At 52.7% G+C, this 15,721-nt stretch carries 8 protein-coding genes and 3 pseudogenes; 2 read left to right on the top strand and 9 right to left on the bottom strand.

Annotation, left to right across the window (positions count from 1 at the left end):
* Positions 1–267 precede the first annotated feature (267 nt).
* The 6 genes and pseudogenes from L6D64_RS07685 to L6D64_RS07660 form a co-directional block, all read right to left on the bottom strand.
* Positions 268–1,371, bottom strand: a complete 1,104-nt coding sequence (locus tag L6D64_RS07685; RefSeq protein ID WP_176506206.1) for a DUF6602 domain-containing protein — start codon at positions 1,369–1,371, stop codon at positions 268–270.
* A gap of 233 nt (positions 1,372–1,604) precedes the next feature.
* Positions 1,605–2,303 (bottom strand): annotated as a pseudogene (locus L6D64_RS07680) (NAD(P)/FAD-dependent oxidoreductase); the annotation flags it as partial.
* Between the two features lie 49 nt (positions 2,304–2,352).
* Positions 2,353–3,883 (bottom strand): annotated as a pseudogene (gene tnpC / locus L6D64_RS07675) (IS66 family transposase).
* Positions 3,884–3,901: 18 nt separating this feature from the next.
* A complete protein-coding gene (gene tnpB / locus L6D64_RS07670) occupies positions 3,902–4,261 on the bottom strand; it encodes an IS66 family insertion sequence element accessory protein TnpB (RefSeq protein ID WP_236192366.1) in 360 nt (119 codons plus the stop codon).
* Between the two features lie 86 nt (positions 4,262–4,347).
* Positions 4,348–4,967: pseudogene (locus L6D64_RS07665) on the bottom strand (NAD(P)/FAD-dependent oxidoreductase); the annotation flags it as partial.
* Positions 4,968–5,185: 218 nt separating this feature from the next.
* A complete protein-coding gene (locus tag L6D64_RS07660; protein ID WP_176506204.1) occupies positions 5,186–8,923 on the bottom strand; it encodes a hypothetical protein in 3,738 nt (1,245 codons plus the stop codon).
* Positions 8,924–9,249: 326 nt separating this feature from the next.
* Between L6D64_RS07660 and L6D64_RS07655 the strand changes: the two genes are divergently transcribed.
* The gene (locus tag L6D64_RS07655) at positions 9,250–11,826 is read left to right on the top strand and encodes an AAA family ATPase (RefSeq protein ID WP_176506203.1); all 2,577 of its coding nucleotides are present in this window, start codon (positions 9,250–9,252) and stop codon (positions 11,824–11,826) included.
* Positions 11,827–11,879: 53 nt separating this feature from the next.
* Here L6D64_RS07655 and L6D64_RS07650 read toward each other — a convergent pair whose 3' ends face one another.
* Complete coding sequence (locus L6D64_RS07650) at positions 11,880–12,299, bottom strand: helix-turn-helix domain-containing protein (protein ID WP_176506202.1); 420 nt, start codon at positions 12,297–12,299, stop codon at positions 11,880–11,882.
* A 409-nt stretch (positions 12,300–12,708) separates the two neighbouring features.
* Positions 12,709–13,656 carry a tyrosine-type recombinase/integrase gene (locus L6D64_RS07645; protein WP_176506201.1) on the bottom strand — a complete coding sequence of 316 codons (948 nt, stop codon included), beginning with the start codon at positions 13,654–13,656 and terminating at the stop codon, positions 12,709–12,711.
* A 179-nt stretch (positions 13,657–13,835) separates the two neighbouring features.
* Between L6D64_RS07645 and L6D64_RS07640 the strand changes: the two genes are divergently transcribed.
* On the top strand, positions 13,836–14,837 hold the full coding sequence (locus tag L6D64_RS07640) for a DNA-binding protein (protein WP_176506200.1): 1,002 nt from the start codon (positions 13,836–13,838) through the stop codon (positions 14,835–14,837).
* 67 nt (positions 14,838–14,904) lie between these two features.
* Here L6D64_RS07640 and L6D64_RS07635 read toward each other — a convergent pair whose 3' ends face one another.
* Complete coding sequence (locus L6D64_RS07635) at positions 14,905–15,129, bottom strand: helix-turn-helix domain-containing protein (RefSeq protein ID WP_176506199.1); 225 nt, start codon at positions 15,127–15,129, stop codon at positions 14,905–14,907.
* Positions 15,130–15,721 lie beyond the last annotated feature (592 nt).

Genomic DNA, 15,721 nt, shown 5'->3' with positions numbered 1-15,721 from the left:
CGACTGCATCTGGTCTTAGCGCTTACCTTGGTGATCCCAGGGGGCCTCGGCCTACGCACTCATCGCAGGATTGGCGTTGCCCCAGTATGCGGCTCACCTTGACGGCAGCATGCGAGACTAGACATACACAGGTAACTAGGAAAAAGTATTGCTTAACCTCAGCGTTCAGCTGACTGGAGCATGAGTTACCACATGCTCCATTACAATTCTTAAAAATTGACTGTGCCCGAGAGCTGTTAAGCGAAATAACTTTATGTCGCTTCGTTGTCAGAGGGGATGGACAATCTGCCAGTCATAGCTTTCATCTCCAGCGTGCCGATTCCAGTCTTCTATGAATTCATCCCCCAAAACTGAAATATCCCATTCATAACAGCGAGTCGATACATTTGAATCAAACTGAAAGAACGTCTCAGGATGTTTTGGTGAAATTACTTCCTCTAGATATAGCATTAGCGCAAGTCGATAAATAAAAGCGCCTAGGTGCTGATCTCGGGGTGGTGTCGCAATAGCTTTCGAGAAGTCGCTAGCATCCTCCTTTCCGGCCCCGATCGATAAATTGAATATATAGCCCAGCCCCACATCTGGAAAAACATTCTGAGATGAATTTTTGTATTTTTCCGAAAAGTGTATTGATTTTGATGCTGCCATTGAGAAAGCATCAGCCACCAAGAATAGATCAACAGCCTGGCAGGGGTGCGCAGGGGTACTCAGCTCCCTGAGAGCATTTTCCAGCGCATGTAACTCATCAGTATTATCTTTTAGCGTTTTAAGACGCGGAGGTTTTCGCGGCCCTTGGAAATTGCTTGAGAGCGCTAAGACTCCGTAGATTATTTTGCCGAATAGAACCTCCCTCGGCTTGCCCTGCCGAGCGAATGGTCTCAACCTCGCAGCTGTATCCGCTATCTTTTTAAGATGCCTTTTTTCTAAGGTCAGCTTTACTTCAAATGCAGCCACAACATATTCGTGAGGTATATATTTTCCAGCAAGAGCAGAAGGGATGTCTTCGGTCAGGATCAAATCAATTTGCGGTGAATGACTACCATCTTCCAGAATTATCTGGCCGCCGATAGAAACTTCAATGTTCTTAGGGAGATATTTTCGCAAGAAGTCCGCAAACTCGGCTTCCCCTTCGCCTCCGGCAGTGCCAGGGTCTTGTTTGACGACGCTTTGAAGGTAATCGTAATGCACATGAAAATCACCCAAGGTTTTCTCAAGGGCAAGTTTTATCCGGACTATCTTGCTATAGCTTTTTGATGCTTTGAATTCTGCATCCAGATAGTGTTCCCATAGGTTTGATGATGACTCCTTTGTTGACAATGAACCAGAATCAATCTCTTGATGCTGCCCACGATCTTCGTTTTCATCCGTCATTTGTAGTCCTGGTTAAGCTCAGCGCGCTGTATCGTCACCGGATCATACAATTGACCTGTATATTGATCAAACACCATTATCTAAACGCAGGCGACCGATCAATCGAAACGTTCCAATTGATTGGTTTTCGCCAGGGAATCTATCCATTTGAGTTATGAGTTTTTGCGGCGGCATTACCCATCATGTACACCCTGCAGGTTCGAACTGCAGGGCGCTCTCTAGCCGCAGAAACGTTACTTCCACCAATACTCGATCTGCACACCAAAGTTAGACCCATGCCGATCGGTGCCAAAGGCGCCTGTGTCTGAAAGCGCGGATCCGGCTACCAGCTCCGATGCTGCAGCCTGATGCATGCGGTAGAGTGACATGTAAAACATGCGCGCGAGCAAACCCTCTACGAATGTCGCCCCAGAGAGATTCCCCATCAGCGTTCCAACGGCGCTGAACGAGGCCAGAGACACGAGCGTGCCATAGTCTCGGTATTTGAACGATTTGAGAGGTTTGCCTGACAGTTGTCGCTCCAGATTCTGGGCCAGAAGCTCGGCTTGTTGATGCGCAGCTTGCGCTCGGGGAGGTACGCGCTTGCCGTCACTACCCTCGACAGGGCAGGCTGCACAATCTCCGATGGCAAAAACGCTCTCATCTGAAACGGACTGCAGGGTAGGAAGCACTTCCAGCTGGTTGATTCGATTTGTCGTCAGGCCATCGAGCCGTCCCAGGAATGCAGGAGCCTTGATGCCTGCCGCCCAAATTGTCAGATCGACCTTCACGCGCTCATTGTCTCGGAGTACGACTTCGCACGGGGTGACTTCCTGAACAGCGGTTCTGACCAGCACTTCGACACCCAGCTTGACCAATTCTCTGTGAACCGCCTGACTGATGCGCTCAGGTAATGCAGGAAGGATGCGTTCACTGGCCTCCAGCAGATAAACCTTCGTAAGCGATCCATGAACCCCACCTACCGCAAGGTGAGGCCATCGTTTACTGTGGCGTTTCCGGTGAACAGTTCCACGGCAACAGTGCTTCGTAGTCCGCCGCCGACTGTGCATGCGACAGCCGCTCCAGTACGTGGCGCAGCCACGTATAGGGCTCTTGGCCGTTGATCTTGGCGGTCTCGACCAAGCTGTAGAGCTGAGCACTGGCGGCAGCCCCCTTGGGCGTGTCACTGAATAGCCAGGCTTTGCGGCCGATCACAAACGGCTTTATTGCGCGCTCTGCCGCGTTGTTGTCGATCGGCAAATACCCAGCCTCAACATAACGCTCCAGCCGACTCCAATTGCTCGCCAGGTAACTCACAGCCTTGCCGAGCACACTTTGCGGCGTTACATGCGGCTGCGTTTTGTCCAGCCAACTTTTCAACTGCCCCAGGATCGACAGGCTTTTCTCCTGCCGGCCAGTCAATCGCTGCTCATCACTGGCGTCCTTCAGTTCGCGCTCGATGCCATACAGCTTATTGATCAATGCCAGCGCCATATCCGCGCGTCCAGCTTTGCCCTTGGGCTGCACTTTCTGAGCTTCAACAAACTTGCGACGCGCATGCGCCATGCACGCCAATCGTTCGACACCCGGCTATAACGCCACGGCGTTGTAGCCGGCGTAATCGTCCGTCATCACATAGCCGCGATAACCTTCCAGTAGGCGCAAGGGCACCTCTTGCGCACGGCTGGAGGTGTAGTCGAACAGCACGACTTTTCGATCCGGTGGCCCACTGGCTTGCACCCACATCCAGGATTGGCTGGTCGGGTCTCGATCCGGTTCTTTAAGGACTTGGACGCGCGTTTCATCGCAATGGATGACCGGACTTTCCAGCAACTGGTCGCGCATCAGATTCAGCAGTGGTTGCAGGTGCTCACCGCACTGAATCACCCAGCGCGCCAAGGTTTGACGCGGAATATCGATACCGTGTCGGCTCAGCACCGTTTCGAAACGGTGCAGCGGTAAGCCATCGACATACTTGGTCGTCAGCAGCATCGCCAGCACGCTCGGGCTGGCCATGCTCTTCTCGATCAACTGTGCGGGTTTGTCAGCGGTGACCGGAGCGGTTTCACAACCACGGCAACCATAAAACTTTACGGATGTGTTTGATCACCCGGATCTGCATCGGCACGATATCCAGCTGCTCGCTGGGTTCTTCACCGATCACATGTTTGCGGCAACCGCAGGCACAGGTCTGCTCGTGTTCGGGCAGTTCGTGGATCACTTCGATGCGCGGCAGGTCAACCGACAATGGTTTGTGCTTGCCACGACGCGGTGTTGGCGCGACCACTTCTTCGTCGTCATCGTCCGGAGGTATCGACAGGCTTTCCGGCTCATTGAACAACGCGAGTTGCGGCGTGTTGGGCTCAACGGTTTGCTCGGATTTGCGACTGAACAGGCGGTCGCGCAGCAGCTTGACCTGCTCTTTGAGATCGACGATCTGGCCCTTATCGACCGTGCGCTCCATCAATAGCTGCGTAAGCATCTGCTTGAGCAGTACGGGGTCATCGGGAAGGTCTTCGGGCATGGAAATCATGCCCCGGATTATACCGAATCAGGCGACGAATCGCGGCGTCAAAACCTGATGGGGGCGATTGCGCCAGAGGTCGAAACCGTCGAGTAACCAGTTCAGTTCCTGGACGGTGAGGACAATCGCTTCGTCGGTGACGTCAGGTGATGTTTTGAATCGCTCGGATTCCAGGCGCTTGAGCCAAAGGCAGAAGCCGTTGCGCTCCCAGTACAAGATTTTCACACGGTTGCGCGGCTTGTTGAGAAATACGAAGAGCACCGGGTCGAACACGGCCACCTTGATATCCAACTCGACCAGCGCCGCCAAGCCATCAATGGATTTTCGGAAGTCGACGGGCTTGGGGTAGAGATAGACTTTTTCGACTTTGGCGTCGGGTCGCAGCATGGTCGGCGAGCTCCAGAAAGAAATCGGGAGCACAGCATCGGGGATCAGGTAAGCGCTTTGAATGTGGGGTTCATGGAGCGCTTACAAACCTTCAAAGTATCTGACGACGCTTTTCGAACGCCATAACCTTGGAGGAGGCGGGCTGCATGTTGAAGCTCAGCGCACAGTTCCACGCCTGTTGCCCCTGCACCAACCACTGCAATGTTCAATGGTGCGTCGCTGTTCGTAGCATGTGCATTCAGGTGATGATTGAGCAATGTCTGATGCAGCTTTTCGGCCTGGCGGCGACTGTCCAAGAACGCGCAGTGCTCGTAAACGCCAGGAGTACCGAAGTCATTGCTTTGGCTGCCAACGGACATCACCAGCGTGTCATAAGCAATCGTACGCTCGGGCTGATCTCCTTGCCGTTGGCATCGAGCATCCGCTCCAGGGTGATCATTTTGTTCTGACGATTCAGGGCCGACATCCGACCATACTGAAAACTGAAATGGTTCCAGCGGGCCTGTGCCACGTAGTTAAGCTCGTCGAGCCCCGTGTTGAGTGAGCCCGCTGCAACCTCATGAAAGAGCGGCTTCCAGATGTGGGTGAGGTTAGCGTCCACCAGCGTGATGTGCGCCCGCCCCGAACGCCCCAGCCGGTTGCCGAGGCGCGTTGCCAGCTCCAGGCCGCCTGCGCCGCCCCCTACGATGACTATATGCTGTTTCATGTTCGTTGCCATTGAGTGTTTGCGGCTAAGCATGCCGGCACATATGGCTAGCCGGAAATTGAGCATTCATTGAGGGTGGCTTCGAAAAATACGAAGGGTCGTAAGGATTGAAAAAAACGCTCAACAATTCAGAACCTGTAGATCCGCATGCGCAACGGTACGTGGATCGGTCGGCTCGCACTTGAGAAATGCGAGCCGAATTTTCAATCTGGGTAACCTTACTGAGGAGCCATCCTGAGATTCAGGAGCTGATGATAAATAGTGATTTTGCTACCATTTATAAATCGTGCTTCTTCGTAGTAGCGAGCTTGAGCTCTTGATGCTTTCAAATTCTTCACGCGCAGCCGCCCAGGGGGCACGTCATCAAAACCTTTATATCGCAGACCTTCTACATATGAAACGTAATCGGAACAAAGGCCTGCAAAATCATCACTGGACGTATAGGCGACAATGAAGACCGGGCTGACGCCTGGAGAATTATAATTAAAAATTTTATCCAGGTGATCCTTGATTACTGTTCTATCAATTCTCTGGCCGAGACGAAAAGCTTCAATGATCGAAATCAAATTTCCTTTACTGTCCTGAATCCACCCATCAGTTTCACCCACCCCATCTCCGGAAGCCGACCACCCCATACGAGACTGCTCATGGACAGTCCAACCGATGAATCTCATTTTCTGCCTTAGCAATGACACCATCCAGTCATTGATCATGTCTTCAATGTCTAGAAGAATGACTTTTTTAGACTCGGGTGAAGGCTTCTTCCGTAGCAGATTGGCATTTCTGATGAGCAATTCGGTGCCAACCTGTTCAATGATCTCTAGTAAATAGTCATCAATCGAATTGGTCGGCCCCATGAGGATCTGGCTTTGATCGAGCGCGCTCAGAGCTACAATTTCTAACCAACTGGATCTCAAATCTACGTACATTGACTCAATAGCCCGCATTGGCAATTGTACGATCTGGGGTTGTTGCTGCGGAACTGGCTCAAGCAAGGTGGACTGAATTCTGGCCAATTCACTGCGCGCAGTTTCAGAGCTGTCACCAAGCTTGGAAAGATGGCCCTGGATATAATCTATTGCTTCCTGCTGGCGACCAGATTTGCTCAGGTATTCTGATCGGACATCCGCAAACTGATAACTTCCGCGCTGGCGTTTAGTCGCCATGCTCCAGAATTGACTGAACTCTGACAAACGTGCTGTCATTAAGCATGCTTGAAGAACACTGTGGAGGTTTTCATCTGCAAATTCAACACGCCCCTTTAGCATGTGTGCTTCAAATGCGCCCATCCAAGCGTCTGAATACTGATCAAGCAGGGCGACTACCTCAGCTGGAGTAGGAGCGGAGAGCGCGCTTCTGAGCAAACCGGTAGCATTATGTAGAGACGGCGAACTCTTTACCAGTCGAGCAAATTGATCAATCGCTTTGCTTTTGTCTAGGGAGATATTGAGCGTAGCTATAAGATATTGCTTGTACTCATGAACCGATTTATTTACCTCTCGCTCATCAGCATCGGCTCGATACCGCAGGAGTAGCTCAAGCTTCTCAGGCGAAGAATAACTCTCATTCTCGAAAATTTCTTTTAAATCAATCTTTGCGAGCAGGTCGAGAGAGTGATTAGTATGAGTCTTATGGGCATCATTTCTTATGCTGGTCAAGAAAAATTTGGCAATGGAAATATGCCCATTGTTTGCAGCTCTAAGGGATAAGTCAAAGAACTCCGGAATCCAATATAGTTCTTCGGAGCTCAAATCTCTTGAGCTGATCAGCGTCGATACCTTGTCTTTGCGTTCTTGAAGGATGATCCTATCAAGAAGTATTAGCAGCGCACTCAACGGCACTAGTTGAATGGCAAGTAATTCGAGGAGACTGCCGTAAACCTCGTCAGAAAAATCGTTTGCCAGGTCGCAGATGGCTGGCCAAAGGTGGAGAGGGCTGTAGTCCGAATTGTCATTCACATAGTCTAACGCCCCAGAATATTTGTCGGGAGCGAATCCAAATCGCTCTATAACCGAACAGAGCTCCTCTGAAATTTCGCGCCTTATGGACTCATCCACAGAATCACTGTAAATATTTAAAAGCACTCTGAGATGCAGTCTTACGCCAGAATTAAATTTGCTCGCTTCTTTAGCTGGCGCATCTGCGTCACGGTCTTCCCATGCACTCAAAGCATTCAGCCATCGTCTGCGCTGAGGCTTTGACATGTGCGGCAGTAGTTTGCTCCAGTTCATCTCATCAAACGCAAGCGGATCATCGCCACTGTTTGCGTCGCCTAATCGTCGTCTCCGCAGCTCTTGCGAATAACTGTCGATCAAAATCTTGGTCAATTGAATAGGCAGTTGATTGTCAGTATTTTTGGGAATTTCTGCTATTTCAATCACCCAGAACAACAGAAGCCAATTACCCAGCGGTGCAGGCTTAGAGGGATTTTTATCGCGACCGAGCCGGTCGCGAACGAGTTCGCCAATAAGTGCAAGATGATCCTCAAATACATTATTTTTGTAACCATCATGAGTTAGATACCTTAGCTCGGTAACTGCGATCTTGATGCTTGGCAATCTTGTATCCGCAATGGATTGAGTGCGCGCATTCCGAGTGACCTCATACTCGACAAACCATGCAACCATCTCACAGATGGATTCAAGTGCGCTGGGCACATGGGAGTATTCAAATCCGTTTTCAAATCCATTGCAATACACTTCCAGGCCTTGTGTCCACACGAGATCCTGCCAGATCTGTTCGTAGTTGACTTTGCTTGAAATCCTGCGTGACGTTTTTGCGATAGTTCGATACAGGCTTATTAAGCCAATGTGACTTGTAGGCCTGAATGACAACAAAAAACACAGATAGCTCGGGTCAGACACGTACGAGAAGAAAGTTTTCAGAAGTTTTGGTGCGGTACGCGAGTATTCAATCAGCGCCTGGGTAAGCGGGAAGCTGTTTTCTATTGAGTAAGTATTGTGCTCGTTCTTAATGATAAGCTCGGCAAGATGATCTGTAGTGCGATCGCGATTATCATACCCGCCCCGTGCATTCTCTTTGAACCACTCTATGCGCTCAAGCAGCGTTGTCTTAGGTTTGCGAAGCATGTTGCTGATGATGCTTTGTAGAGGCTGCAATGTGAGCGTTTTGACGTAGACAGCTTCATTCGAGCTACTTGCATTATATTGCTGAGTCAGCGAATCTGCACTGTTGATGTTAAGAGCCATATCGGCTGCATAGCCCGGCCAGTCTTCAAGCAAGGTGAGGTCAGATTTAATGTATGAGAAAGCGCAACCAAGAAATTCATCAGCATCTACTCCGTGATCAAAGTCTATCTCAAACACATAAGGCCGTTCTGCCGCAAGGCGCATCCTGACTGCATATTCAGAAAAGGCTTCATCGAGATCCTGGCAGCTTTCTCGCAATAACTTCCAAAGACACGCTCCTACTCCAAAAATGTCATAATCTTCAATATTTAGCCGAAAGTAATCACCTTCTGGCGTAAGTCGGTCACCCAGCAAGATATGAAGAGTATCGTCGACAAGAGACTTAGGCAGCCGCAGGTGCGGTGACGATAGCTCCCCGCCGCGATGGCAGATCTCATAAAGGAATTGATGGGCATTTAACTCGCTGAGTAATTGCGTCGGCATGTCTTCAGAAATGCGCGCTGTTCTTTGCACATAAAGAGTGTCGTTTGGAAAACAAATCAGTCGAGCGTTTTCGAGAACATCAACCTTTACAGACTGTGAAAGATAGTATTCCTGTTCATCGCAGGTAGGCCAAGGCGCCCTATCTTCCATTAGCGCCTTTACGACATCTCTGGTCAGACGGGACGGATAGAGCTCCGACTTGTGAATCAGTGACGCAATGATTTCGTGCGTCTGCCCAGACGGAAGTGATGGTTTGTCAGGGTAATGATCCTGATAAAGGGAAAGTTTTTTCTCTAGATCTTTGATTAGCTCGTAGGCACTCATATCATTTCCATATTTTACAGGGCGCACCATCAAGCCGACGGCTGTGCCAAGCTTACTCAGACGCCGTTCTTAAGAGAACTGGCAGTACTCAAATTCGGTGCGTCAGCCTATGAAGTCGCGACGAGCCTTTCGCATGGGCTTCACATGGACAACGAACAGATGCCGCCGATCGACACTGTGCCCTTGACTCTGCGTGGCGCATAACGTGCGTCAGCATCGCTGTATCTGCTATGGGGAGGGGGGTTTGAGGTGCCGCTGTTCGGCTGGCGCGGGCCACAGGGCTCTGCTAGCTTTTTGCCACACCCATAAGCCCGGGAGCGGCCAAGATGCAGGTGCAGGTAGATATTCGTACGTGGCTTCTGAGACAAAGCGATTGGCTTCAGGAGGCCGCTGAGAGGTTGCTGAAAAAAACAGAGCTTGATGCAACGGATCTCGCAGCCCTGTGCGCCCTAATCAAGACCCCTGTGGGCCGCAAGCCTTCGGCGCATCGAACCTTTGAAGAGCTTAACCATCGCCACACCGTCCGGGATGAGTTAAGGCTTCTCAAGATCGGCGAGATCGCTGGCATCGAGAATCTTGAGCCTCGGAGGCCCCTGGAATTTGGCTCGCACAATCTCTCCGTCATCTATGGGCACAATGGCTCGGGCAAATCCAGCTACACCCGCATTCTGAAAAAGCTTTCAGGCAAGCCCCGTGCCGTCGACCTTAAAACAAACGTTTTCAAGGCTCCGCCCCCCGCCAGCAAGTGCCATGTCACCTCCCAGCTCAACGGACATGAAAGTGCCCATGAGTGGCATGTCGGCCAGCCTGTGATCGATGCACTTCGCAACATTGATATTTTTGACAGCGATGAAGCGAATCACTACCTCACCGCTGAAAGCGCAGCTACCTATATCCCTCCCGTGGTTGGGTTGTTCGAAAAACTCGCTGTAGTTGTCGAGCAGATCAGGGAATCGCTAGCAGCCGAGCAATCCAAACTGGTTACAGCCTTGCCTCAGATACCTGCCATTTACGACGGCACTCCCGCCAAGCGACTCTACGAAAGCTTGGCTACAGCAACTGCTGCCGTGTTGGATGAGGCTTTGACTTGGAAACCCGAGGATGAAAAGCAGTACCTTGCACTCACAGAGCGCCTGAAAGCTGAAGACCCGGCAGCCCTGGCGGTACAGAAGCGACGCACCAGAGCCGAGCTGCAAAAGCTCATCGGCGCCCTCGCTGAAGGGGGCAGGGCTTACTCGGATGAAAATCTTAAGGTGATCCGAGGGCTGCGGCAGTCCGCCCAGGAGAAGCGCCGAGCGGCACTTGAAGGCGCCAAGGTCAAGAACTCGGAACTGGACGGGGTAGGGCTTCCCACATGGAGCGCCATGTGGGAGGCGGCGCGCGCATTCTCAGCTACTCCTTATCCGCAGCATGCTTTTCCGGTCACACATGACGATGCCCGCTGCCCGCTGTGCCATCAGACACTCGATGAGAAGGCCCAAATTCGCCTTCAGGAGTTCGAAACTTTCGTACAGGGCAAGCTTGAGTCAGACGCCAAGGGCGCTGAGTTGCTCTATAGCCAAGCCTTGGAGCGACTTGCGAAGATCCCCGCGGATCATGAAATTACAACCCAGTGCGAGGCGGCTGGTGTGAGCACTTTCGGATGGCCGGAACATCTCAAGGCGTTTTGGCAGCAGGCGACTCTAACCCGGACAGCCCTTTACGCTCACGAGACTGAGCAACAAGCTCAACCTGTCCTTGCGCAGACTGAAAACATCGCTGCGCTTACTGAGTACCAAGGGCAGCTGGGCGATGAAGCTGCGCAATACGAAGCGGATGCCGTTCAGTTCGATAGGGCGCTGGCCGGTAGGGAAAAGCTGGCGCTGGAGGCGCGCAAGTGGATTGCCCAGCAGGCACAAGCCGTGCGTGTGGAGGTCGAGCGGCTTAAGAAACACATGGAGTATGACGAGTGGAAGGCGCTGACCAGCTCACGCGCCATTTCAACCAAAGCAGCCGAGGTCACTCAGACCGTCGTGACAGAAGCCTATGTCGAGCGCTTCAACAGAGAGCTTCGAGCACTGGGCGCTCATCGAATCCAAGTTGAGCTGATCAAAACCAGGACGCGAAACGGCGTAGTGCTGCACCAGGTTCGTCTGCGCGGAGCTCAAGATGTGCGCACCCAGCCGCAAGGCGTGCTGAGTGAAGGAGAGCGCCGCATTATTGCTCTTGCGGCATTCCTGGCTGACGTGAGCGAGAAGCCTGGCGCAGCGCCCTTTATTTTCGATGACCCCATCTCATCGCTCGATCACGACTTCGAGTGGGCAGTTGCATGTCGGCTCGTGGCGCTGGCTCAGACGAGGCAGGTGATCGTCCTGACTCATCGGTTGTCGTTGTACGGCATACTCGAAGACCTGGCGCGCAAAGCCGGTGACGATTGGAAAGCAACGCATTACCGGGCTATGCGAATCGAGTCATACGCGGGAGCAGCTGGTCATCCGGCTGATCAGGATGTATGGAGCGCGCCCACCAAGAAGGCCAACAACATTTTACTCACCCGTCTGACTGAGGCGAGGAAAGCGGGAGAGGCTGGAGGCGCCGATGCCTACCGTGCGCTGGCTCAGGGTATCTGCAGTGAGTTCCGTAAGCTTGTGGAGCGATCGGTCGAGGAAGATCTGCTCAACAAGATAGTGCTCAGGCATCGACGCGGCATCCAGACGGATGGCCGGCTACGAGCGATTCAGGACATCAGTATGGAGGACTGCCGGTTGATCGATGAGATGATGACGAAATACAGCTGCTATGAGCACAGCCAGTCAACTGAAATACCCATGCTCATCCCTGAGGAACCTGAGCTTCGCAAGGATCTTGAAGCCCTCATCGCCTGGCGAGAGCAACTAACGAAGCGGCGCAACGCTGTGGCGTAGGACTTATTACTAGAGCGCCTTCTCTGATGAGAGCGCTAGTCGGCACCAGGGTGCTAGAAGGGCAGCTCGCACTGTCCTACCATCCTTGCTAGAGCGGGGCGCGACGCGGGGTTCGCAGCCGCGCGAGGTGATTTGGGTAAAGCGGGAGACAAGCTCGCGGCAGGCTCTAGCGTGCTCAAACCTGGAAGGCCGCCCTCACGCTCCAGGGTGAGAATTTCTTCGCCCAGCTTTGCAACCAGTAGTGATGCCGGCTCGCCCGTGTCCTCACTCACCGTCAAAGCAAGCAACGCTAGCGCTGTTAACTCAAGCCGCTCGCTCAGTTGCTCCAGTTTGTCCAAGGTTACACTGGATTTCCCGCCTTCAAGCTTCGAGAGGTATGTCCTGCTGGTCGTATCGGAAAAGTCACGTTGAGATATGTTTCGTTTGCTTCGTAGCGCTCGCAATACCACTGCAAATGACGACTTCAGTGTCATGAGGATTTCCTCTTATCGAACCTGTCACAGCGCACACCGCAGGGCGTTTCTTCAATCTGCGCTCCAGCGATGCTTTGGATTCCTTGAGGCTACACATCTTCGGCAAGGAAGGCGGGCATCGAACCGTCTTCGACGCTGACAGCAGCTCGGCAACTAACTGTTTAAACATACAGTTATTGTTTTTGACCTTCAAGGAAAACATGTGTACTCATCTCGCATCTGAGGCTCCCTACCTCTGACAAATCGTCTAAGCCGATTGTTAAGCACAAGCCCTCCTTGGGCTGCGCCGTGAAGCGCGTAAAAGCGGGTTTCAGGGGCTGATAGACGAAGTGGCCATGTGGTCTCATGTCACCACTGAGTTGCGGGAAAAAGAGGCTGAGATCACCAACATGAAGTCACAACCCCTAATCTAAACATCACGCTCTATTTCGCCAGCGTTGTAGGCCGCTAGGCCCCCGAAGGAGTTATTCGCCTCCACATACCTCAGCGCAGACTTCATGTCTTTCCAGCCGACGTAGCTCATGAGGCCTTTGATACCCCAGCCATTGGCAGATGCCCAACTAGCAAAGCCGCGGCGCATCGAGTGGCTGCTGTAGGCCCGGGCTGGAACGCCAGCCGCCTCCAGAATTCGCCTCAGCAGGGGGATGAGGCTGCTGGCTTTGAAGTCTTTCTCCGACAGGTTGCCCCACCGATCAAGCTTTCGAAAGACAGGGCCCTTGGTAATACCGGCAACTGTAATCCAGTTGATGTATGCCTCAACGGGGCACAGCTTCTTGAGGGCAGGGGTATGAAAGGTGGTGCCTTTGTGGGCGCGATCCGCCTTGGTGAACGGAAGATAGAAGGTGATTCCGATACCCGCTTCCGCCTGGGTATCTTCAACCTGCAGACGCACTAGCTCATCACTCCGAAAACCACGCCAGAATCCGACGAGCAGCAACGCGGTATCGCGCCGGCACCTCATCAATACCTGGTAGTCACCCGACTCGATGGCTTCTCCTGCTTTGCACTCTAGCCAGTCGATCGCTTTTTCCAGATGGCGAAGCTGAAGAGGAGCCGCTTGCTTCTGTTGCACGGGGTGCAGAACCCGGATGCCTTTGAGCATCTGGCGCACATGAGGCGTCTTGGTCGGATCGGGGAAGCCCTGGCTGACATGCCATTGTGCAAGTGCCGCGAGACGCTGGCGCAGGGTGCTGAGCGCCAGTGAGTCAGCAAACTCCGCAAGATACCGAACGATTCCCTCACCCGTTGCCGGCAGAAACCCTCCCCACGTCACCTCGAAGTGCTCGATGGCAGCTCGATAGCTCTTGCGGGTGTTTTCACGCGTGCCTGCCGTCAGATACCGCTGCGCCTTGTCCATCTGCCTTTGCCTGCCATTCGTACCGGTTCTGGAAGCGATTTTGGCTCATTTTCGAATCTAAGAACACATAATGCTCGATTATTTACTCTTAAAAATAGCGATTACAAAGACAGCAATTTGAAGTAACATGCTACGTAGATACATGACATGTACATCGGTACGAAATCGTTGGAGAAATCATGGCTCGCGGCGGCATCAATAAGGCACTCGTACAAAAGGCGCGCGCTGCACTCCTTGCTCGCGGTGTAAACCCAAGCATCGATGCCGTACGGATTGAGCTAGGGAATACTGGCTCCAAAACCACAATCTCCCGGTACCTGCAGGAGCTGGAAAAGACCGATGTCCGCCCCCTGGCCGACCCGAAGCGTTTGAGTGATGAGCTCACCGGGATGGTCGAACAACTCTTGAAACGCGTGCTTGAGGAGGGCAATGCTGCTTTGGCTCAGGAGAGGGCCTCCCATGAGCAAAGTGTGAAGGGGTTTAACCAGCACATTGAGGGGCTTGACGATGAGCTCAAGAAAGCCAAGCAAGAGGTCGCTAGCCGAGACACCGTTCTGACCAGCCAAGCAGAGGAGCTGCGAACGTCGCAGTCTTCACTGCAGACAGAGCTGACCCGCAACGCACGCATAAGCCAAAGTTGCTCCGACCTCGAATTGCGGGTGCAGGAAAAAGATGAGTTGGTGCGGTCGCTGGAAGAGAAACACGCCCATGCTCGTGACGCTATGGAGCACTATCGCGATGCGATCAAGGAGCAACGCGAGCAAGACCAACGTCGCCATGAGTCCCAGCTTCAACAGCTGCAACACGAGATGCTGCAGCTTCAGCAAACCCTCATGGTGCGCCAGGATGAGCTTACCCGACTCAATCGGGACAACGAGCGTCTACTCGCAGAGGCTCGTCAGCAGAATAAGGCTGCTCGCCACAATGAGGATGCGTTGAAACGCTTGGAGGGGGATCTGAGCCTGGCGAACCTGGCTGCTGCCCGGGCGGAGGGCGCCAAGGAAATGCTTCAGGAGCAGTTGGTACTGGCCAGGCAAGGGGCCGAGATTGCCAATGCTGAAACCGCCGAGCTAGCAGCAACCACTACTGAGCTCAGCAAACAGCTGAGCCAGGCGTTAGAAGACCTCAAGCTTTGCAAACAGGCTGAATCTGACAGAGGTAGCTCAGTAGCAGAGCCGTAATGGCCTGCCGATTTGTAGCAGTGGGTGGTTGCTGCAGCCCGCCCACAAGGGGCAGGTCGAGGAGTTGTTACTCGGGCAGCTCAGCATATAGCCGTATCCCAAGCTCGTTCAGCACCTGCAGGACGCTGGCGATTGCAACCGTACCTTTGCCCGTCTCGATGTCCCTGAGCAGCACATGACTCTTACCGAGCATATCTGCGAGATCGGTCTGGATGATTGCTTGCTGCTTTCGAACTTGTCGAACTGCAACACCCAGCTCTGTAGCGGAGCGCAGCTGCATCAAAGTGGTCATAGGGGCACACCTGTGCGAAAAACGAAATTATAGCTTCGTTTTTTCGCGACCAGGCATAGAAACTATGAAAATCTAAGCTATAGCTTAGTTTTCAGCCAGGTAACTTGTGAGGGCATGTCGACCGCTCGCTCCTCGTAGCAATGAAACAGATATTCGTTACGAGGCACTTACTTTCAGTCGCTCAGTTGGCTGGCGCTGCCCCGCCTTTATTGCCAAACCCGGGACGCACCTTCCCCATCAAAAAAAGCGCCCAGATCGATTTGTATTTGAAGCCAAAGTCAAAAGCAGCGGTAGCTGAAGCTACCGAAACCCCCGATTTCCCCCGATGCCTGAGCCGCTGAGAGGCGGCGATAGCCTGGCAGATTTCGTTCAGACTGAAGAAAACGCAGGGAAGAGAAGGTGCATTGCCATCCAATTCGAGCAGGGAAAAATGGGGGAGCGGAGATCCCGCTTTTTTTTGGCTCTCTGTATGGACCGGACACATCACTGACACGTGTGCGGAGACATGGTTGACACATTATCGTCCCCTAGCGACATCGTTGAAATTGTATTTCCCAATTCTATGGTGGCCGAAGTAGACCTCGAATTGATC

Source organism: Pseudomonas urethralis (assembly GCF_021602465.1).
Lineage (GTDB): Bacteria > Pseudomonadota > Gammaproteobacteria > Pseudomonadales > Pseudomonadaceae > Aquipseudomonas > Aquipseudomonas vlassakiae.
This window is presented reverse-complemented; position numbering and strand designations above follow the sequence as displayed.